Below are 21,926 nucleotides of genomic sequence, written 5' to 3' on the forward strand. Positions count from 1 at the left end.
ACCGCTGCTTTAAAAAGCAACTTAAAAACGAAAGGCCAGTCAAACTGGCCTTTTTCTTCAATGGTTAGATTCTGCCTTGAAGTGGGATAATTGTCACGCTTTCTCCTGCTTTAACTGTATCAACAGCAGGGGAGATCTCAATCAAACAGTTGGCTTCACTCATCGAACGAAGGATACCTGAACCTTGCTTACCCGTTGTGCGTACCGTTAACTGACCACGAGGATCGAGCTCGTACACACCGCGGCTAAACTCAGTACGACCTTGACGTGAGCGAAGGTCTTCTGTCGCAATTGCATTTACTTTTAGTGGTTGCCAATCGAGTTCGCCTTGCATCTTACGGATTGCTGGCTCGACAAAGTTGATGAATGACACCATCACAGCGACAGGGTTGCCTGGTAGGCCAAAGAAAGGTTTATCATTAATTTGGCCGAAAGCAAGAGGGCGACCTGGGCGCATATTGATACGCCAGAAATCGATCTGACCGAGCTTCTCTAGCGCAAGCTTAATGTAGTCCGCATCACCGACAGAGACACCACCTGATGTCATCACAATATCAGCCTGCTTCGACGCGGTTTCTAACGCTTCAATCATCAATGATTCATCATCTTCTATGATGCCAAAATCCAGGATCTCACATCCTAGTTTCTCTAACATCCCCATGATTGTGAATCGGTTAGAATCGTAGATCGAGTTCTCTTTTTGTTCTGTCCCCGGCGCTTGAACTTCATCACCTGTTGAGAACACAGCAACTTTGACTCGGCGGAACACATCACATTGAGCAAACCCAAGTGAGGCCATCATTCCCATCTCTGGCGAGGCAATACGTTGGCCCTGAGCGAATACAGAAGCACCAATGGCTAAGTCTTCACCGGCTTGACGGACATTTTGTCCCGTTTTAATGGAAGCGTTAAATGTGACGCGGTCACCTGAATCAACAGCCTGCTCGCGCATGACAACGGTATCGGCACCGAAAGGTGTAGGCGCTCCCGTCATGATTTTAACAGCTTGGCCCTGTTCTAGAGGTTTGTTATAAGCGTGACCAGCCATTACTTCGGCGACAACTTGAAACGATTCAAGCTCAGTATCTTCTCCACGTATCGCAAAGCCATCCATTGCCGAGTTTGTATATTGTGGCACATTGACAGGAGAAATGACGTCGTCAGAGAGTACACGGCCTGCTGACTCTGCAATTGCACACGACTCTTTACCTTCAATTTGCTCGATCAACGATAAGATCTTTTCTTGGCCTTGAACCACTGACAGGAAAGCAGGAGAGAGCGTATCGCAGCACGCAGCTTCGGACTTTTTATCTGCCGTTTGGTTACTTGAAGCGACATAGTCAATGACAAACTGAGCAATGGCATCAAGATCATTAATATTCATTTGAGGCAGTGTGCTGTCCTTCACTTGAGTATCCGCAGCGATGGCAATGATGTTGTCATCGCTAGGGTGTAACCAAGGTTTGCCGACTTCTTCTCGGTGAAGTTCAATCTTAGGGAAAGCGATATTTTTACACCCTTCAACTAAGATGACATCGAGTTTATCGGTATCAAAACGTGTTAGCAGGTATTCGAACTGAGATTCTTCCTCTGGCGTTTCAGTCATCAATGCAAAGCGATTGCGAGATGAAATCAACATTTGTGAAGCACCTGCTTTTCTTAGTCGATAGCTATCTTTGCCTTCTTTATCGACGTCGAAGTTGTGGTGAGCGTGCTTCAACATGCCAATGCGTAAACCTGCTTGTGTGAGCTTAGGTAGCAGTGCTTCGAGTAACGTTGTTTTACCTGTACCCGAATAGGCAGCAAAACCGAGAATAGGGATAGGTAGCTTGAAATTCATGAGTTGATCGTACCAAATTGAGCCAGCTCTTCTGGCGTATTCAAATTAACAAAGCAGTGTGGGTCATCGCTGAAGTCGACGTATTTCGTATTACATTCGTTGTATAGCAAGATGATCTTACGATCGCCACGCTCTAAGAACGCAGTCAGTCTTTCCAGTACCGATTTTTTATAAAGTGTAAAGACAGGTTGTTGATGATCGCCATCGTGAGCGACAAGAATTTCTGTCTCGTCTGTCACTGCATCACAAAATCGTTGAACAAGATCGTGGCTGATTTGTGGGCTATCACACGGAACAAAGCCGACCCATTCGGTGTTCGCATGGATTAAACCTGCATGGATCCCGCCCATCGGGCCAGGAAAATTAGCAAACTGATCGCCAAAAACAGGCGCATAACGTGCGTATGTTTCTTGATTTCGATTGGCGTTGATCAGTATTTGAGAAGTCTGAGGTGTTAGGCGCTTGATAACGTGCTCAATCAGCGGCTTATTATCTAGTTGAACGAGGCCTTTGTCTTGGCCTCCCATTCGGCTTGCTTGTCCACCGGCAAGGATGACCCAACTGGTTTGATTTGAAAGAAGCATGTTTGGAATCTTTGACATCATATGGTAACTATCGTTGAACTCTAGCAAATCTATCGATACAGACAAGCCCAAAGAACGGTCTGATTTCAATAGTGCACATCATAAGCTATAAACTGAGAAAATAGATTTCGCAAATGTACATTTTATAAATTTAAAAACAGGAATATTGTGATCTAACTCCACGGAAATAAGGTGAATAGTATTATGAAATCACAATTGCTTGTTGCACTTCCTCTCGTATTCCTTGCCGCTAGCGCGTCAGCATCTGACGCAAACACTGGCCCATATTTAGGGGCTGGTATTGGTGTTGCTCAATCAGCTGACACTGATAACTACCACGACCTAGATGCGGATGGCGTCGGCTATAACGTCTATGGCGGTTACTACTTTAACCGTATCGTTGGTGTTGAAGGTAACTACAATGATTATGCGGACATGAAAGCAAACGGCCAAAAGAGCATGGCTCCAACGTCTACTTCAGTCTCTGCAAATCTGGGTTACACGTTTGATAACACCATTCGCCCATTTGCCCTTGTCGGTTTAAGTTACGTTGACCTCAACGCTAACGATAACGCTTTAATGACTGATGACAGCGGCGTAGGCTTTCACTTTGGCGTCGGCGTCGAGTACTCTCCATTACCGAACTTGACGCTGCGTGCTATTTCTCAAGCTGATGCCGTTAATGTAGAGAACACATACAGTTACGGTTCAACAACCATTAACGTCGACGACAGTACGCTAGCATTTAACTCTGTCTCTCTCGGGGCATCATACCGATTCAAATAACAGAACAGGGGGAGCACAAGGCTCCTCCTTAGCTGTTGCTAAGCTTCACACCCATCGATTTATCTTTCAATACAACCACGTTCGTCGGTTCATCAATATTTGAAAATTCATGAAGCTCTACATCACGGATCACCCACTGTTTCGTGCAAAGGTCAGTGAGTGCATTCTGTTGGTGGCTGGTAATAATTAAACTTGAACCACGATCGAGAAGGTCTTGCGCCATAACAACAAGGCGATCGATCGACTCTTGGTCAAGTGATGCGCTGGGTTCGTCCATCAACAAAATCGATGGTTTTAAGATCCAAGCCCTTGCCATCGCCACTCTTTGCTTTTCGCCACCAGAAAGAACTGAAATATGTTCATCGGCTAATGTTTCTAAGCCTACCATGCGTAAAGCGGTAATAACTTGCGCTCGCTTATCTTTTGCTGGCTCTTTTTGAAAGCGAAGGCCATAAACGACGTTTTCGTAGACAGTACCATCAAACAAATAAGGGGATTGGTGCAAATAGATCACATCTTTGCGCCCCGTTCGAGGGAATAAACGGTGCAGCCAATGGTCGTTTGGCGCATTGACGCTGCCTGTGGTTGGTTTAACCAAACCGGATAGGACTTTTAGTAGGGTCGTTTTTCCGACGCCGTTATCGCCTTTTAAATAGATTGCGTCATTAGGGCCAATGGAAAGAGAAGGAATGTGGAACAAAACGCGCTCTTTAAAGCGCATTGAAAGTTGCTGTGCCGTTATTTTAATAGTCATACAGCGCCTCTAAGTCCTTAAATAACCTTTGCCACGCATACTGGTAAGCGTAAAGTTGAGAGCCAATGCCAATACAAGCAGTACAATGCCTAGCGCAACCCCCTGAGCAAATGCACCTTTATGGCTTTCCATTGCAATCGCAGTAGGGATGTTACGGGTGATTCCCATTATGTTCCCACCGACCATGGTCGAGCAGCCCACTTCGGTCACAATTCGTGAAAAAGCAGCAATGGCGGCGGCAAGTAAAGGGAAACGGGTTTCCCAAATCATGGTCCCAACGATACGAGGAATTGATGAGCCTAAGGTTATCGCGGTTTCAACGGCGCGGCGATCGCTTGATTGCAGTGCTCCATGCATCATTGAAACCAACACAGGAAATCCGATCAGCATTTGACCAACGATCATTGCTTTCTGAGTAAACAGCATCTGCCAGTCACCCATTGGGCCAGAGCGTGAAAGCATCATGTAGAGCAATAAACCGATGACAACGGTTGGAATTGCTTGCAGAGTGTTGACCAAAGAGAGCAATAGCCACTTTCCTTTAAACTCGGTATACGCAAGTAAGAAGGAGAGTAAAACCGCTGGAAGCAATACCAAGGATATTGCAGACAACGAAACACTAAAGGAGACCGCGACGATCTCCCAAAGTTCTGTATCAAGGCTCACCAATAAGGTCAGCGCATCAAGCGTCGTTTGCCAAAGGCTCATACAGGGTTATTTCTCGTCAGCGTTCGCAACGAATAGTTGTTTACCATTCAGCTTGAATTCGTTGATCAACGTTTGGCCACGAGGGTTAACCAACCAATCACTAAACTCTTTCGCGCCTTGGTAGTTTGCACTTGGGTAACGCTCAGGGTTCACAATGATCACTTGGTAAGGGTTAAACAGCTGCTTGTCGCCTTGGAATAGGATCTCAAGATCGAGTTTGTTGTTGTAAGCTAGCCAAGTACCACGGTCAGTCATGGTGTAGCCCTGCATTTCATTTGCCATATTTAGTGTAGGGCCCATGCCTTGACCGACGCTGCGGTAGCCACCAAAGTTTGGTTCAATTTGAGTCTGTTCCCAAATGCCTTTCTCTTTCTTATGAGTACCAGAGTCATCGCCGCGAGAAACGAAAGTGACGTTCATATTAGCGATGTTCTTAAATACGTCGGCAACAGACTTTTGCTCAGTGATCTTTGCTGGATCTTTGTGTGGACCAACGATAACGAAATCGTTGTACATCAGTTTACGAGGAAGAACGCCATAGCCTTTCTCTACAAAGTTTGCTTCGGCTTTAGGCGCGTGTGTCATAACCAAGTCGACATCGCCGTTTTGGCCCATCTTCAATGATTTGCCTGTGCCTGCTGCAATAACATCCACTTTATAGCCCGTATCTTTTTCAAATTCTGGCAATAGGTAATCAAGTAAACCTGAGTGGTAGGTACTGGTCGTCGTAGCCAAACGAATATGAGGGTTGTCGTCTGCAGAAGAGGCAGAGTAGCTAACTAGGGCTAAAGACGTTGTTGCAAGGGTGATAGTGATTGCTTTCATATTGTTAGTTATCCATTTTATTTGAATTAGGCGCTACACTCTGTTCGGTGCTAAGCCATAGCATCAGCCAGTGTTATAAACTGGCACGCATATAAAGCAATCTTAATGCCAAAACTTTGTGACTGTTTTCGAACGAATAATCAATCACTTAGCGAATTAAACTTTGACGTGGGACAAAATGTCTCATTTTAGTCAGAGCAGATTCTTATAAAGTTGGTACACTCTGTCCCAATACACACAAAACTAAGAAATCAGTATGCCAGCGTCTTTGGATCCGAATAAAGCCTCCCAATATCAAGCCTTTTCTGTACTTGTCGTCGATGATGAAGTCGGAATGCAGACCATTTTGAATAAAGCATTAAGCAAGTGGTTTGCCAAAGTGGACTGCGCTGGCAGTATCGAACAAGCTGAAGAGCTTCGCGTTGCCAATCACTACGATCTCATTGTATTGGATATCAATTTACCCGGCCGTTCAGGAATTGAGTGGGAAGAAGCGTTTAGCGATCAAGACAAACGCGCGGATGTGATCTTCATGACCGGTTATGCGGATCTCGAAACCGCAATCTCGGCACTTAAATTGGGCGCGTCAGACTTTATCCTGAAACCATTCAATCTTGAGCAGATGTTGCAGGCGGTCCAGCGTTGTATGGACAAACGATTGGAGCAGCGACATCAATTCGCGCTGCGCCACGATTTTAAACGACACATCAAGACTGAAATCGTTGGCAGCTCAGAAAAAACCAAACAACTTAAACAGTTAATTAGTCAGTTTGCGCCGTCTCGTGCCTCAGTGTTGATCGAGGGCGAATCTGGTACAGGTAAAGAATTGGTTGCCCGTGGGGTGCACGAGGCGAGTCAACGTAAAGGGCCATTTGTACCGATCAACTGTGGTGCGATTGCTCCTGAGTTGCTGGAAAGTGAACTGTTTGGACATACAGCAGGTGCGTTCACCGGTGCAAAGAAAAGCCGTGAAGGTCTATTTCGTGTTGCTAGCGGCGGGACACTTTTCCTCGATGAGATCGGTGAGATGCCTCTGGCGATGCAGTCTGCTCTACTTAGGGTGTTAGAGCAGCGTGCAATACGCCCAGTAGGTAGTGAGAAAGAGGTGACTATTGATGTGCGAGTTGTGGCAGCAACAAACCGTAACCTTCAAGAAGAAGTAAATAAAGGTAACTTCCGATCGGACCTCTTCTATCGTCTGAACGTGTTGAAAATCGATGTGTCTCCACTCAAAGAGCGCAAAGCTGATTTAATCGATCTTGTACCATTTTTCACTAGAATGCTGACGTCGGAATTGGGTATGCCTGATCCTAAGTGGGCTCATGAAGATGTCTTAGCGATGAATGAATATGACTGGCCGGGCAATATTCGTGAACTTAAAAACCTGATCGAGCGCTGCATCTTATTGGGTAAGCCTCCGGCACATTATTGGCGCGAAATGCATGGTGATCCAATCAAACCATCGATCACCATGACCGTCTCCAGCGGTTCAGAGCTGATTGAAATCAGTCGTGACGAAAATAGCACTACTGGATATCCAAACAGTTGGGCCCTGAAAGAGGTTGAAAAAGCCCACATTCAACAACTTGTTGAGTTTCACGATGGTAATAAGTCTGCAGCGGCTCGCGATCTTGGGGTCGCTCGTAAGACCTTAGAGCGCAAATTTAAAGAGTGGGATAGTGAGGATGGTTGCTATGCCGACTAGCACCACGTTATGGGGTAAGTGGCGTTACCGTTTTAAGACAATGGTGCGTTACCGACTGATGATCTTAACGTCAGCGCCCATTTTACTTACTTTGATTGCCTTAATTTGCATCACCGTATATTGGTCTATTCACTACACGTGGCAAAGTGCACTTGTGGATGTATCTGAGCGTTTGGGTGTCGCTGAGAACAGTATTGAGCTTATTCAAGAGAAGCAGGCAAACCACGTTAAGGCGTTTGCTAACTCCTATGAATTTATATCGCGTGTACGCGGCCATAAGATAAACGATGCAGACCTCAAGTTATGGGTATCAGAACAAAGAGCTGAGTATGACCTCGACTTTCTGCGCTTTCATCGCGTAGATACAATCGAGAACAAGTTTCGATTTTTAGACTTGACCAAAAAAGAGTCGTTTTTTGATGTTCTGACACGAGATGAACTGGAGGATCTTGGTGACGATCTAGTTAAACGAGCTCAGACCGCAGTGCTTGATAACCATGATGTTGAGGGGCGTGGTCTCGTCAGCAGGACAGTGATTCCAATTTATAATGAAAGTCACGATCTCGTAGGGTTTCTTGATGGGGGCTTGCTGCTCAATAACAGCACAAGTCTGGTCGATACGATTCGGGATCTTATCTATCCATCTAAACAAGACAGCTTGCGACCGATTGGAACGCTAACGGTATTTTTAGATGACCTTCGTATCAGTACCAATGTCCCTCTAGACAGTAATGACCGCTTGGGCCGTGCTATTGGGACACGAGTATCGCAAGAGGTAAAGCAAGCGGTACTTGTAGAGGGAGACGAATGGGTCAACTTAGCTTTCGTTTACGACGCTTGGTACATCACAGCGTATAAACCCATTTACGATCAATATGACAATGTGATCGGGATGCTCTATACGGGGTATTTAGTTTGGCCGTTTATTGAGGCCTACATGACCAACATCGCTGAAATTTCAGTGACGACCTTGTTCTTACTACTGATTTCAAGTTTGTTGGTATACCGCGGTTCTCGTGATTTGTTTATCCCGATTGAACATATTCACCGCGTTGTAAAAATGATTCAAATCGGCAAAGAGACGCGAATTGGGCCGCTAGGGTTGGATGAAAATCACGAGCTAGCGATGCTTGCTAAACAGTTTGATAACATGCTTGATCTACTTAAGCAGCGTAAGAATGAACTCGAACTTGCAGCAAGTCATTTAGAGTGCAAAGTTCAAGATCGAACCGCGAGCCTGAAAGAAAAAACTGAAGAGTTGGAGCTGCATATTCAGTTACTTAACCAGACTAGAGACAAGCTTGTTGTCAGCGAGAAACTCGCGGCGCTAGGGGAGTTAACTGCTGGTATCGCCCATGAAATTAACAACCCATCGGCCGTTATCTTAGGCAACGTGGAGCTGATTCAGTTTGAGCTTGGAGAAGAGTCGGAGCGTGTCAAAGAAGAGTTAGAAGCAATACACGGCCAAATCGACCGTATTAGGAACATCACTCGCAGTTTGCTCCAATACAGCAGGCAAGGGGGCGTTCAAGATGAGATCACTTGGCAGCACGTAAACCCAATCATCGAAGAGAGTATTACCTTGGTGAAAACAGGTTCCAAGAAGCGTGATGTGGTGTTTGAAACAGATTTACAAGCCCATACCAGCGTCGAGGTGAATCGTCATCAGCTATTGCAGATACTCGTAAATCTACAGATGAATGGTGTGCATGCGATGCAAGGTAAGGGGCGCTTACTTATCTCTAGCGAAGATTGGATCGAGAGCGGTGTGAATAAGGGAGCGATTATCCATGTTCAAGATGAAGGATGCGGCATAAAAGAAGAAAACCTTAAACGCATCTTCTCACCGTTTTATACAACTAAGCGTGAAGGGACTGGACTTGGTTTATCGGTTTCACAAAGTATTCTCAGCCAGTCAGGCGGCGAGCTTAAAGTCGCATCTACTTGGGGAGAAGGGAGTGTGTTTAGTATCTATTTGCTTGAACGAACGGGTAACGAACTTGAAATTCGAAACCTTTAATTTGATGTCACTTTAAACTCAGCGACGATAAAAACAAAGCGGCCAAATGACGGCCGCTTTTTAGTGTATTTTACTGCGTCTTTAACTTAGAAGCTGTAAGTTAGCGCTGCGCCAATTTGGTATTCAGTTTCTTCGTAGAACTTGATGTTTGACGTTAATGTGTCATACCCAGCAAGACCTAAGAATTTAACGTCTTCCCAACCCATGAACTCTTCATATTCATAAAGTGCCGCAATACCGTATTCGCTGTCACTACGTTTAACATCATCAAAGGCAATGTTTGCGTCATCAAACGAGATCGAATTGTAGTAAGCTTGAACGCCGAAGCCGTGGTTATCAACCATCTTCATGTACGTCAGTTCACCGCCGAAGCTTGTGTTGCTAAACGCTTTACCATCAGCTGAGTAGTTACCGTAAGTCAAGCGAGGGACAAGAACAGAATCAAATGTTAAACCAACCTCATAAGCAACACCGATTTCAAAGCCTGAACCGCTACGCTTTAGTGTGTTGATGTCACCCGGAACTTCAGTTTGACCTGATTGCTCGTCTTCAACATCGCTAGTGTAGTAGAGTGCATCAACAGCAAAAGGGCTACCAGCAATGTTTGCGTACTCTAGCGCGAAGCCTGATTCTGAAATTTCAGTAATCTCACGTTTCGCATTCAGTACGTATGGGTCTTTCCAAGTCTCTTCATTGACAATTGAAGTTAGGTAGCTCACCTCTAGGCTAGACTCATCAGCAAACTCAGTGCGGTAGCCAAGCTCTAGAGTTAGATCACCTTGGATAACTTCTTCGTTGTTGGTGCCAATAAATACTTGGTGGTTAGCTTCTTGCCCGAATGTGTAGTTCAGTTCGCCGATTAACTCTGGGTTAATTTCAGCTTCTGCACCTAATTTTTCGTCTGATGATTTTAATTGATTTTCATTGGCTGTATTAAAGTTACCGTCACTTGAAAAGTAGCTCATACCTAAGCCGACTTCGCCGCCAAAACCTGTTTCTGGTGTTTCTGCAAAAGCTTGAGAAGAACATGCAGCAGCGATACTTAAAGCAATCAATTTTTTCATGGGAGTTCCTTATTTTTATCTCACAACAGAACTCTATACCATAAAATGTGAAAGAATCGTTGTTCACACTTTTTTCACATTGAAAATGGAAAGCAATAAAAAGCCCCGCGAGTTTGCAGGGCTTGAATAAGGGGAGGTCGTTAACAAGTGTTATTGGGTGTGTACCGCAATGCGCGGTGGGTTAATACCATGCTTTTTAAACTCTTTCATGACCCGCAGAGTAATGTCCGTCTCAAACAGTTTCTCATACGCCGTATCGACAACATACGCCTTACACGTCAGTTGAATAGCAAGATAGTTATCTGTGATCGTTTGTTTCACTAACACCGTCACAGGTTTAGGTAAGTGGATATAACGACTGGACGATGCCGCTTCTTGGATAAGATCCCTTGCGAGGGTAATGTCTTCATCCATCCCCACATAAAATGGAATAACAACCTGCATATCAAGTGCGCCATAGTTTCCGCTGACAGTCACTTCATTTAGGAATTTGTTGTTTGGGATAGTAATGATGTCGTCGTTAAGGGTACGCATTCGAACAGAGCGCAAACCAATAGCGGTAATGTCGCCGTAATTCCCTTCAAACGTGACGCGGTCACCTACTTGAAATGGTCGATCGACCATCACGGTCATGCCCGCAATGAACGAGGCAGCCAAGTCTTTCAATGCAAAGCCGACAGACACGGCGAGGGTACCACCGATGAGCGCTAAAATTTGATCGTTGATGCGAAAGCTCATCATAAAGACCAAAATACCCGCACTCATATAGATAAAGAACTGCATAAACGATTGCAGCTTTTGCAGTAGCATTCGGTACTGTGCAAATTGGCTACCAATGCTGTCGACCATTGAGCCAATGAACTTGAGCAATAGCCAAGTGGCTGCAATCACCAGTAGAGAGAAAAAGACGCCGCTCCAGCGTATTAGGCTAGCGATTTGGGTGATGTTATCTACATTCGCTACTTCTTCTGCTGAAAAGGCAGGGAGAGCAACCAGTGATGATAAAATAACGAAGATAAGACGATTCATATTATTTCACCAATAGATGTTGTCGATCGAGAACGTTAGTAATGTGGCGGAACCAGTGATCGGAGATGCGTGCTTTATCTTCACTCCACTCAATGTAACCTCGGCTTTGGAAGTACCTCAAAGTACCCGTAATCTCTGCAATCGTAAGTTGTGTACATTCAGACAGTACTTCTGGTGACGCAATTTCTAACTGCACGATAGAGCGAAGTACGGCCAACATAGGTTTTGGCATCTTTTCTAGCTCTTGCGATTCTGGTGCATTGAACATACGAACAAACACTTGTTCGGTCTCTTTGTCTTTGTGTAGTGAGAAACGGAAGAAGCGTAGCGCAACGGTTGGGTTACCATCTGAGTAATGCCAGAGAATACGGTAGAAGCCGCGCTTAGCTCGCTCTTCTTCCGATATATCTTCTTGGTCCCACTGCTTTGGCACGACAAGGCCATCAAAAGAGATAGGGAACTCATCATTTTGGTTAATACGAGTATCAAGTAGATCGCCCACTTGCTTCTCGGTCCAACGGGGCATGAAGCTCACCAAATCAAACAGCAATCGCTCACCACGTGCTCGGTCGACAAATCGCCAACTCGCTTTTTCAATACCAAATACTACGCGGTGGTTTTTACGTGAACGGCGAAGCAGGTTCGTCACACGAATAAGTTCGCTAAGGCCGCCAACCATCGGTTTTACTAGGCGCTGAGCGTTATCAATGGCGATAAGGTAAGTCGTTTCACTTTTGCGCAGGTGTGCGAGTACCTGAATTTCCGTTGCCTCTTCTTCTAAACCGACACTCACGGCGAGATGCGCCAACAGCTCTTTATAGCCAGCGTAAGGGCAGCTTAGATAGACAGGCTCGGCGTTCTTCACTTTATTAAGCAAAGTACGTAGGGCGGTTGTCGTACCCACACCACGTTCACCTGATAACACACAGACAGCAGGGCTATCGGTTAGAAGGTATTTAGAGAGTTGCTTGATTTCATCGCTAGCGTAATCAATCAATTCGCTATCAAAACTACCGGGTGCGACGTAATTAAAGGTGTTGTTGCCACGGATTCGAACCGTCTTGCCCTGATCGTTATTATTGTGGGCCTGTTTAGCGACCTCAATACGAAACAGATAAGCGAGTGCTTGACTGAAGAAGTTAAAGTTCGAAAGGGTACCAATCACACGGTGTTTTAAGATATGAACGGCTAACCAAGCAATGGTTATGGCAGTGGCGATAATGTTGAGCAAGAAAGTCTCTTTGCGGCGGATTGACCACTGCACCCAAACCGGGCGGTCGGTAATGTGCTCAGCGGTTTCAAACACTTTGGTTCTCCATAAACGAAGAACAGACAGCGTAACCAGTACGAACCAGAAGAACAGCGCGCTGTAGATCCAGTAATAGATGGTTCCTTTTCCTAGCGTGTGCATAGAGATTTGAAGGATCACGCCCGCAACGATCACACTCCAAACGTATCTGCGAATGGTCGATAGACGCAGCGCGACAACGTCAGGGCTGGATGAACGACTATGGCGATAAGCAAATTCAAGAATAAAGCTAATCGCTATCGAACCACCGAGAATCCACCATGTGAAGATCTCTAAAAGAATCAGGTGTTGCAAGCTTGGAATCGCTGAAAGCACACGAAGGGATAACGTAATAGCAATTAACCAAGCAATCGCCGTGTTCGCTCGGCCAAAATACCAGATAACACGTATCCAGATTGGTGGATTTGGGTTGCTATCGAGAACGGAAGTTCGAAACAGATTAATCAGACGCGTGTTATTGGCTAACCACCAGACTAAACCGAAGTAGATAAATAAGACTTTAAGTCCCGCCCATATCACTGGGATAGGTGAGATCAGCAGATCGTTGATGAGAGATTTAAAGCTGCGAACCTGAAAATGGAAAAGGTATTTCACGTTGAGCTCAGTTAATTTTAGCTCGCGTTTAAACTGAGTCACGCCGTAAGGGCCAAATCCTGTCAGCCTTTCACGAGTTGCAGAATCTGTCAGTTCCAATAGTCGTTGTTTACTTAACGCTAAGCTGTTGAGGGTCAAGTAACTGGTATCAACGTCAAACCAAGCTTGGTCTGTGCTTTCCTTTTGGTATTCGACAAGGTGGTTGTCGAACACGTCCCTTTGTTTATCTTGCTCTTGAAGCACGGCGTTGAGCAGTAGTGATACTTTTCGATAATCCTGCTTCGTCATGAATAACGGTTCGGGAATCTGGCTCACTTCCAATGCAATATCACTAGCAACGGCCTTAGGTTCTGGCACAGGTTGGAAGTCATACTCCCAACTAGCAACAGAAAATTCTGACATAAATAGCGAGAGCAATACCAATAAGCGTGGAATAAAACGCATAGAAATCTCTTATAACTTATGAGGTTAGAGTTAGTTTAGCGACTTTCATACGAAAAGCGAATGCTAAGCCAATAAATAAAAATCGCACACTATAGCCATCAAACATGAGTAAACGTCATTAAACTGTCATTAATTCAAACTAAAACAAAGCTTGAAGTTATCCCCTGTAAACAGTAGTGTGGCGCGGTTTTTCATATTAAATAGGTAACGACATTGATTTCCACTAACAACATCACACAACAATTTGGTGCTAAGCCACTGTTTGAAAATATTTCAGTTAAGTTTGGTGAAGGTAACCGTTACGGCCTAATCGGTGCGAACGGCTGTGGTAAGTCGACCTTTATGAAAATCCTAAGTGGTGAACTTGAACCAACGGGCGGTAACGTAAGTTACGATCCAAATGAACGTGTTGCTAAATTGAATCAGGATCAGTTTGCTTACGAAGAGTTCACGGTAATCGATACCGTTATCATGGGTTACAAAGAACTTTGGGAAGTAAAGAAAGAGCGTGACCGTATTTACTCTCTACCAGAGATGAGTGAAGAAGAGGGCATGTTAGTTGCTGATCTTGAAGTTCAGTTCGCTGAAATGGACGGTTACATGGCTGACGCTAAAGCGGGCGAACTTTTGCTTGCTGTAGGTATCCCTGAAGAACAGCACTACGGTCTGATGAGCGAAGTTGCGCCTGGTTGGAAACTGCGTGTTCTTCTTGCGCAGGTTCTGTTTGCCGACCCGCACATCATGCTTCTTGACGAACCAACGAACAACCTTGATATGGACACGATCGCTTGGCTAGAAGAGACTCTAAACCAGCGTAACTGTACGATGATCATTATCTCGCACGACCGTCACTTCCTAAACTCAGTATGTACCCATATGGCTGACCTAGATTACGGTGAGCTACGCGTTTATCACGGTAACTACGATGAGTACATGACAGCTGCATCACAGGCTCGTGAGCGTCTACTGTCTGACAACGCTAAGAAGAAAGCGCAAATCGCTGAGCTACAAACGTTCGTAGCGCGTTTCTCTGCAAACGCATCGAAAGCGAAACAGGCGACATCTCGTGCTAAACAGATCGATAAGATTCAGCTTGATGAAGTGAAAGCATCAAGCCGTCAAAACCCATTCATTCGTTTTGAGCAATCTAAAGAGCTATTCCGTAATGCACTGATCGTAGAAAACCTAAGCCAAGGTTTTGAAGACAATCTATTCAGCGATTTCGATGCTATTTTCGAAGTTGGTGAGCGCGTTGCAATCATCGGTGAGAACGGTGTGGGTAAAACAACACTGCTTAACACACTTGCTGGCGTACTAGAACCACGCACAGGTGAATACAAGTGGTCAGAAAACTCAAACATTGGCTACTACGCTCAAGACCACGCACATGACTTTGAAGAAGACATGAACCTGATGGATTGGATGGGTCAATGGCGTCAAGAGGGCGACGATGAGCAAGTTCTACGTAGCTTCCTTGGCCGTATGCTTTTCTCTCAAGACGACATCAAAAAGTCAGTAAAAGTACTATCGGGTGGTGAGCAAGGTCGTATGCTTCTTGGTAAGATCCAAATGCACAAACCAAACATGCTGCTAATGGACGAACCAACTAACCACATGGATATGGAATCGATCGAATCACTGAACACGGCACTTGAGCAGTACAAAGGTACACTGTTCTTCGTTTCACACGACCGAGTATTCGTAGATTCTCTAGCGACGCGTATCCTAGAAATCAAAGATGGCAAGATCCATGACTTCCGCGGCACATACGCTGAGTTCTTGAAATCTCGTGCATAACGTAAACTAGCGATTTAAATAAAAACGCCTCCTAAATTTGGAGGCGTTTTTATTGTTGCGATACGGTTATTGAAGCCGTTCTGCAGGGATAATAGTCCAACCGTTTTTACTGCCTTCTGTCCAAGTCACTTTCAAATCACTCGGCACCGCATCGTCATACAAAAAGCTTACAGTTTGTCCCACCTGAATTCTCGGGTCGTGAGGATTATCTTGATCGATAACTTTATCGGCTTCAATGGTCGCACCGTAGCGATTCCCATTGGCTTGATAAACCACATCAATCATTAGGTCAGCATCACCCTCAAAGGGGTCTTCTTGCCAGTAAAGCTTGGTGATTTGTGTCTCAACTGTAATCCATTCGGCTGTAAAGCTTTGATAAATTTTAGGTACCAACGCCCAAAGGAATAACAATAGAGCAGGGAGAAATATAACCTTTTTCACCTTCTTTGAGGCAGAAAACTCAACATCCATACAACAACGTCCTATTCGTTAATGGTATTTCATCCCTTTTATCATTCTCTTCTCGTTTATTCAAACCGTTCAGTTCTAGACACGATATCAATACTTAAACTGAGCCACTATCCTTTCTAATTGATGACTCACCCCTGACACCTGCTCGCTACACTTAACAGAGCTAGACACTATTTGATAAGTGTTCCCCGCAAGGTGTGCGATTTCAGTAATGTTCCTATCTATTTCAGAAGAAACCACTGACTGTTCTTCTGATGCTGTCGCTATCTGAGTGTTCATATCAAACATTTCAGTGACTTGACTACTGATTCGCTCAATCGCTTCAACCACTTGATGCGTATGTCGATTTGCCGTGCGAGCTTGTTCGGCACTTGAGGACATCTTATTAACAGTTAGTGAAATGCCGTTCGTAAGACCTTGGATCGTCGACTCTATTTGGTGAGTTGAGTCATTCGTCATCAGTGATAACTGTCTTACTTCATCGGCCACTACGGCAAATCCTCGGCCACTTTCGCCTGCTCGAGCGGCTTCAATCGCGGCATTGAGCGCCAGTAGGTTAGTCTGTTCAGCGATTCCTTGAATGGTAGACACGACTTGATTAATTTCACGGCTCTGCGCTTCCAACTCCATTATCTGTTGCTGAGATTGTTCAATCATATCGGCAAGGTTTTCAATCTCGCCACCGGTTTGATGGGTCTTGCTGAGCGCGTTGGCAGCTTCGGTTGAAACATGTTCTGCATTTGAAGCGGCTGACTCGATGTTAGCGGTGATCTCGTTGGTCGTCATCACCAGCTCATTGACCGCGGTAGCGACAGATTCCGATTCTACCTTTTGCTGTTCAGCGTTTTTCATACTTTGCGATGCTGCTTGTTCTGAACTGCATGAACTTTCACTGAGTACATTCATCACTTGCGCTAATTCCGTAATATGACCATGGAGGTTAGAGATAAAGAGATCAAACGAATTCGCCAGTTGAGCAAGCTCATCAGTGCCTTTTGCATTCATGCGCACTGTAAGGTCCCCATTACCTGTAGAAATTTGGTGCATTAACTCGTTAATGGCTTTGATACGCTGAAGAATGCTTCGACCAATCAGATAGAGAAGGGTAGATAACAAGAGCACTATGGCAGCACCAATCATGTGAAGCTGATCTTTGATTGAACTCGAAGCGTTGCTGATGATGCCGTTAATTTCATTTTGTAAGTCAGCGATGGCTTGCTCAGTTTTATGAACGTTATTACGCAGAGCACCTCGAAGCCCATCATTCGCTGTTAGACCCAATGCGGTGACGGCCTCAATATGCTGATTCGCAATCAACTGATACTCACCAAATGCAGACACAACGTCTTGCGGGAGTTCTGGGTATTCATTGAAACGAACAATCGCAGATTCAAAATCTGAAATGCTACTTACTGACGAAGTTGCGATATAACTCAGATCTGCTTCCACTAATTCGAGCAATGCAACCTTCAGCAGAAAATCTTGCGTATCGGAAACTCGACTCTTTAAGGTTTGTCTCGCCTGGTCTAGCTGAGCCTGATAACTTTGCTGAGAGTCTTTTGCTTCAATCTGGTTAACCTTTTGAGCGAGCTGCTCAAACTGACGCTTGTACTGGGTCAACGTCGATGAAATCTGTTCATATTGATTGGCGACATTAAACCCATGAGAGGATAGGGTGTCTGTGAGTGTATCTAAGCGACGACTTAGCTGAACAAAGGTCGTATCGAAGCGAACAAGATACTTAACGTCTTTGCGCGCTAAGAAGTCTTTCTCATGACGCCTTAGCATCAATAAATCAATGGACCCACTGAGGTTTTCACTAGAGGCGCGTTCAAGTGACTCAAGTTTATTAAGACTGGATTGTTCGTAAGCTCCGTAAGCAACTACGCCAATTAAGAGCGTTAAGTTGATAAGAATGAGCTTGGTGCGGATAGATAGAGACAGCGAAAAACGTGCCGATTTCGGTGATCCACTCATGGACACCTCCCTGTAGCCTATGACGTTTAATAGCCCTCTTAGATGTTATTGTTATGACAATTTTATTACAGAGGGATATTAAACTAATAGCACTTAAAGGAGGCAATGCAAGCAGGCTGGGAGTTTTATTCAGCGCCTTTAACGTCGAACTTGATCTTCTCGGCGCCAGTGAAAACTTGAAAACGTAAACCTTTTGCTCGGGCAATCGTTGTGATACCAAATTTCTCTGCAAGCTCTAATCCCATCTGAGTGACACCGGAGCGCGAAAGTAAAACAGGAATGCCCATCTGAGCAACTTTAATAACCATTTCAGAGGTTAAGCGGCCTGTTGTATAAAAGATTTTGTCGTCACCCGTCTGTTGATTCAACCACATTTCACCGGCTAGTGTATCAACGGCATTATGACGACCGACATCTTCAACAAACGAGAGTACTTCATTCGCGGTACACACAGCACAGCCATGCACCGCGCCTGCTTTTTTGTAGGTCTCATTGTAATGGGTCAAGGCTTCAAGCGCGGAATAGATCTCAGATTGCTTTAACGTGACTTGCGGAACTTGATAGTTTTCCAGTTGCTTCATCACATTGCCATACATTGTTCCTTGGCCACAGCCAGAAGTGACGGTCTTTTTCTTCAAAGCACCTTCGACTTGCTGAATGTCTTCTTTGGTAATGACGGCCGCTGTGTGCGTTTCCCAATCGATGATGACAGACTCTAGAGCTTCAGGATCACTCAGAAAGCTCTGGTTCTTTAAGTAACCTAAAACAAGAGATTCAGGGCGTGAGCCTAACGTCATTAACGTGACAACTTCTTTCCAGTTGAGCATGACGGTCAAAGGGCGTTCACAGGCTATCTGTTTGGTTAGGCGCTCACCGTATTCGTCGAATACTTCCACTTCAAGAGTTTGTAATGGGTTTTCACTGGTTTTAATGATATTTGGTTTAACCACGGACGTATCCTATTCGATCTATCAGTATTATTTTTGCTACATCTTACTAGCAATTTGCGTTCCCAATCGGCGGAACTTCTAAATTTAACAAAGCGTTGAAGTCTTAGGACGAAATATGCACTAGATTGAACAAAGATAACGTGTTGTATTTCTAGGTACAAATATTGCTTCTGTGTTGTTAGATATTGGCTAGGAATCAACAATTCGAACCAATTAAATAGCAAATTATTCGCTGGTGAACCATGGCAAAACAACAAACTGTGACTGACAATCTACAAAAAACCGAAGAACTCTGGTCTATTGAATGCAAACTCGTGGCTCATGAAATCGCAACGGGGCTATGGACAACGACTCAATGGCAGCTGACGGAGTTTAACCTCCAACCGACAACTGTCACCCCAACGGTAAAACTGTTAGAGCTTCACCGTGATGAGAGAACGGATTACCGATTCAATCTAAGTTCCAACCAGCCTAAACTGTTTTTAGTGCTTGATAACGTCGATTCCGACGAAACACCAAATATCGTTACCCTGACGGCCTCACAGAGCGTAGCGGGCCAGTATATGGATGGTGACTACTTAGTACTGTCTAACGATATGCCATTAGCGGTGCAAGCATGGATGGAAGCTTTTATTGGAAGGCACGGTGAGCTACTAGAACAGAGACGTAAAAAACGCAAAGGAGCAGGGCGCGCAAGTGGCAACTAGTTTTTTAAGTCGTTGGTCTAAAAGAAAACTTGAAGGCGACGAACAAAACCAAGAAGTTGAAGAGTTCACTTCCCAAGCTGAATTGATAGAAAGTGAAGCAGCATCGGTCGAAGCTAACGCTGAGATAGTGACAGACGAGACTGCAGTAACTAGTGAACAAAATGTAGTTGAATCATCTGAGAGTGACGAACCGAGCGTTGCAGCTTTACTCGCTTCAGAGGCAGAATCGGCAGTAAAAAAAGCGGCGTTAAGAAAACTATTTCTATCAGGCGAGTTTAGCGAACTCGATGGGTTAAATGACTATGATCATGACTATTCAGCAGTAAAGAGCTTGTCTTCAGAAGTCGCAGAAAAACTGCGTGATTGGGTTAAGTCGGATGAGAACCTCGACGAAGAGGAAGTAACTCTCGGTAATGATGAAACTGAAGACGAAGAGCTGTCTATCACTCAAGACGAGTTTGATGATACAGCGCCTGAGTCAGAGGAAGTGAGACAAAATATACCACACAAAAAATAGGTACATTTTGACTAATTGAACAATAAACGGGGTGCGACAAATTGTCTCACCCCGTTTTTTTGTCTCAGTTATCCGTTCCAATTAATGATAAATGTCTGATTTATATTACATAAAAAGTTGGTACAGCATTTGCTAATACGCTCATAAGTGAATATTCCGTTCTAACTGGAACAGAGCAATGCTAAAACAATTACTACAACAATCGAATTCAACCAATGGTAAAGCAAGACTTCATGCTTTCGAAAATACGGTTGAGCTGACCAATCTTATCCCACCTACAGTGAGTTATGAGAGTGGTGGCCAAACGCTTATCATCGGTCCTACGTCCATTATTGAAAGTGCTGCTCAGCAACTTGAGCAAATGAAAAGCGTCACTCTGCTTTCTACCGATGGCGAAAAAAGCGAACACGAGAACCTCTATTATGCCAGCTCAGTTCGTGTGACAGGTTTTCTAGGTACGTTTACCGTTGAAACAGAAAACAACGGTATTGCTACCAACTTGGCAACAGTCGCAATTAATCATGACTGCTTTGATATTGTTTTAGACCTTTGCCTGAATAGCTGCATGACTGAAGAAGTACCTGTACCTGGTTACTATCCGGTTGGACGCGGTTATCCAAAGCTAGCGGAAGCACTAGAAGAGATCCCAACGCTAATGGGAACTTTCGATAAGCCTAAATTTTTCCGACTTGATACCGATCTTTGTGCACATAGCTCTCGCGGTGTGAAAGGATGTGAGCGCTGCGTGGATGCTTGTCCGGCGGGCGCTCTATCGAGTGAAGGTACAGAGAAAACAGGCCATAGAATCGAGATCAACCCATATCTGTGTCAAGGGGTAGGCACATGTGCAACCGCATGTCCTACAGAAGCGATTCATTATGCGCTACCTAATCCGCAAGAGACGCAAAAGTTCATCGAACGCACACTCGCAAACTATGAATCAGAAGGAGGGACAGATCCTATCGTTCTGATCTGTAGCTCTCGTCATGAGTCATACAATGTTATGGCGTTAAGAGCGCTACCTGACAATGTGATTCCTGTTGTAGTCGAAGAACTACCGTCGGTTGGCATTGATTCGTGGTTTGCAGCGCTTGTGAATGGCGCAACGCAAGTTTTGTTTGCGGCGAGTCGTTTTATGCCAGAAACCATTTTGCGCGTTCTCAATAACGAAGTGTCAGTCGCGCAAGAGTTTCTAACTCAGCTTGGTATAGCAAAAGAAGCGGTCGATATCCTCTATCTAGAATCTCTGAGAGAAGGGGCCCCGACACTTTGTACCGAATCATTTGATCTGGCTTTGGGCGATCTTCAAGGCAATAAGCGTCAACGCCTTTTTACGGCACTAGATGCCTTAGCCCAATCACGTATCCCCGTTGAAAACATTGTAGATCTGCCTGCAAACGCGCCTTACGGAAACGTCAGCTGTAACAGTAACGATTGTACACTTTGTATGAGTTGTGTGGCGGTTTGCCCAACTCGCGCTCTGCACACTGACGGTACATCACCTTCCCTTAAATTTGTCGAACAAGACTGTATTCAATGTGGCCTATGCGAAAAAGCATGTCCAGAGAATGCTCTGACTCTAACCACGCGTATGAATTGGGACAAAGCAAGTCGACAAGCAGAAACCGTTATTCATCAAGAGAAAGCGGCTGAATGTGTTCGTTGCCATAAGCCATTTGCACCTCAATCCATGATCGATATGTTGCAAGATAAGTTACGCGGTCACTCTCATTTTGCTGATGAAGCTGCACTTAATCGTATTGCGATGTGTGAAGACTGTCGTGTCGTAGACATGTTTGAAGCCATGGCTGATGACCCGACTAAACAACTGAATTACTAAGGCGA

At 44.8% G+C, this 21,926-nt stretch carries 18 protein-coding genes; 7 read left to right on the top strand and 11 right to left on the bottom strand.

Annotated elements, in window-relative coordinates:
* Positions 1–64: 64 nt before the first annotated feature.
* Entirely contained in the window at positions 65–1,840 is a 1,776-nt protein-coding gene (locus F0231_RS08175; protein ID WP_171759235.1) for a bifunctional molybdopterin-guanine dinucleotide biosynthesis adaptor protein MobB/molybdopterin molybdotransferase MoeA, read from the bottom strand.
* A complete protein-coding gene (gene mobA, locus F0231_RS08180; protein WP_171759319.1) occupies positions 1,837–2,424 on the bottom strand; it encodes a molybdenum cofactor guanylyltransferase MobA in 588 nt (195 codons plus the stop codon). The genes F0231_RS08175 and mobA overlap by 4 nt, the downstream gene beginning before the upstream one ends.
* Positions 2,425–2,628: 204 nt before the next feature.
* Here mobA and F0231_RS08185 point away from each other — a divergent pair, with 204 nt between their 5' ends.
* A complete protein-coding gene (locus F0231_RS08185; protein ID WP_171759236.1) occupies positions 2,629–3,210 on the top strand; it encodes a porin family protein in 582 nt (193 codons plus the stop codon).
* 28 nt (positions 3,211–3,238) lie between these two features.
* On the opposite strand, the gene F0231_RS08190 is transcribed toward F0231_RS08185, so the two are convergent.
* Genes F0231_RS08190 through F0231_RS08200 form a run of 3 tightly spaced genes read right to left on the bottom strand, consistent with a single transcriptional unit; the run spans position 3,239 to position 5,497 of the window.
* Complete coding sequence (locus F0231_RS08190; RefSeq protein ID WP_171759237.1) at positions 3,239–3,964, bottom strand: energy-coupling factor ABC transporter ATP-binding protein; 726 nt, start codon at positions 3,962–3,964, stop codon at positions 3,239–3,241.
* Positions 3,965–3,973: 9 nt separating this feature from the next.
* Positions 3,974–4,672 (bottom strand): ABC transporter permease, encoded by a 699-nt coding sequence (locus F0231_RS08195; protein WP_171759238.1) that lies wholly within the window; start codon positions 4,670–4,672, stop codon positions 3,974–3,976.
* 6 nt (positions 4,673–4,678) lie between these two features.
* A complete protein-coding gene (locus F0231_RS08200) occupies positions 4,679–5,497 on the bottom strand; it encodes a substrate-binding domain-containing protein (protein ID WP_171759239.1) in 819 nt (272 codons plus the stop codon).
* 250 nt (positions 5,498–5,747) lie between these two features.
* Between F0231_RS08200 and F0231_RS08205 the strand changes: the two genes are divergently transcribed.
* Together F0231_RS08205 and F0231_RS08210 are read left to right on the top strand one after the other, a co-directional pair.
* A complete protein-coding gene (locus tag F0231_RS08205; protein ID WP_367613467.1) occupies positions 5,748–7,202 on the top strand; it encodes a sigma-54-dependent transcriptional regulator in 1,455 nt (484 codons plus the stop codon).
* On the top strand, positions 7,192–9,222 hold the full coding sequence (locus F0231_RS08210) for a cache domain-containing protein (RefSeq protein ID WP_171759241.1): 2,031 nt from the start codon (positions 7,192–7,194) through the stop codon (positions 9,220–9,222). Before F0231_RS08205 ends, F0231_RS08210 begins: the two co-directional genes overlap by 11 nt.
* An 86-nt stretch (positions 9,223–9,308) precedes the next feature.
* Here F0231_RS08210 and F0231_RS08215 read toward each other — a convergent pair whose 3' ends face one another.
* From F0231_RS08215 to F0231_RS08225, 3 genes are all read right to left on the bottom strand, one after another.
* Complete coding sequence (locus F0231_RS08215; protein ID WP_171759242.1) at positions 9,309–10,286, bottom strand: DUF2860 family protein; 978 nt, start codon at positions 10,284–10,286, stop codon at positions 9,309–9,311.
* 150 nt (positions 10,287–10,436) lie between these two features.
* Positions 10,437–11,315 carry a mechanosensitive ion channel family protein gene (locus tag F0231_RS08220; RefSeq protein WP_171759243.1) on the bottom strand — a complete coding sequence of 293 codons (879 nt, stop codon included), beginning with the start codon at positions 11,313–11,315 and terminating at the stop codon, positions 10,437–10,439.
* Position 11,316: 1 nt separating this feature from the next.
* On the bottom strand, positions 11,317–13,662 hold the full coding sequence (locus F0231_RS08225) for an ATP-binding protein (RefSeq protein ID WP_171759244.1): 2,346 nt from the start codon (positions 13,660–13,662) through the stop codon (positions 11,317–11,319).
* A gap of 213 nt (positions 13,663–13,875) precedes the next feature.
* Between F0231_RS08225 and F0231_RS08230 the strand changes: the two genes are divergently transcribed.
* The gene (locus F0231_RS08230) at positions 13,876–15,459 is read left to right on the top strand and encodes an ABC-F family ATPase (RefSeq protein ID WP_171759245.1); all 1,584 of its coding nucleotides are present in this window, start codon (positions 13,876–13,878) and stop codon (positions 15,457–15,459) included.
* Between the two features lie 66 nt (positions 15,460–15,525).
* On the opposite strand, the gene F0231_RS08235 is transcribed toward F0231_RS08230, so the two are convergent.
* From F0231_RS08235 to fdhD, 3 genes are all read right to left on the bottom strand, one after another.
* Entirely contained in the window at positions 15,526–15,930 is a 405-nt protein-coding gene (locus F0231_RS08235; RefSeq protein ID WP_171759246.1) for a DUF3592 domain-containing protein, read from the bottom strand.
* 87 nt (positions 15,931–16,017) lie between these two features.
* Positions 16,018–17,907 (bottom strand): methyl-accepting chemotaxis protein, encoded by a 1,890-nt coding sequence (locus F0231_RS08240; protein WP_171759247.1) that lies wholly within the window; start codon positions 17,905–17,907, stop codon positions 16,018–16,020.
* A gap of 125 nt (positions 17,908–18,032) precedes the next feature.
* A complete protein-coding gene (fdhD, locus tag F0231_RS08245) occupies positions 18,033–18,857 on the bottom strand; it encodes a formate dehydrogenase accessory sulfurtransferase FdhD (protein ID WP_171759248.1) in 825 nt (274 codons plus the stop codon).
* A gap of 242 nt (positions 18,858–19,099) precedes the next feature.
* On the opposite strand from fdhD, the gene F0231_RS08250 reads away from it, so the two are divergent.
* The 3 genes from F0231_RS08250 (at position 19,100) to F0231_RS08260 (ending at position 21,921) form a co-directional block, all read left to right on the top strand.
* A complete protein-coding gene (locus F0231_RS08250; protein WP_171759249.1) occupies positions 19,100–19,564 on the top strand; it encodes a DUF3305 domain-containing protein in 465 nt (154 codons plus the stop codon).
* Positions 19,554–20,081 carry a DUF3306 domain-containing protein gene (locus tag F0231_RS08255; RefSeq protein WP_171759250.1) on the top strand — a complete coding sequence of 176 codons (528 nt, stop codon included), beginning with the start codon at positions 19,554–19,556 and terminating at the stop codon, positions 20,079–20,081. Before F0231_RS08250 ends, F0231_RS08255 begins: the two co-directional genes overlap by 11 nt.
* 178 nt (positions 20,082–20,259) lie before the next feature.
* A complete protein-coding gene (locus F0231_RS08260) occupies positions 20,260–21,921 on the top strand; it encodes a 4Fe-4S binding protein (RefSeq protein ID WP_171759251.1) in 1,662 nt (553 codons plus the stop codon).
* The last annotated feature ends 5 nt before the right edge of the window (positions 21,922–21,926 follow it).

This window comes from Vibrio sp. RE86 (genome assembly GCF_013114545.1).
In the GTDB taxonomy this organism is placed as follows: domain Bacteria; phylum Pseudomonadota; class Gammaproteobacteria; order Enterobacterales; family Vibrionaceae; genus Vibrio.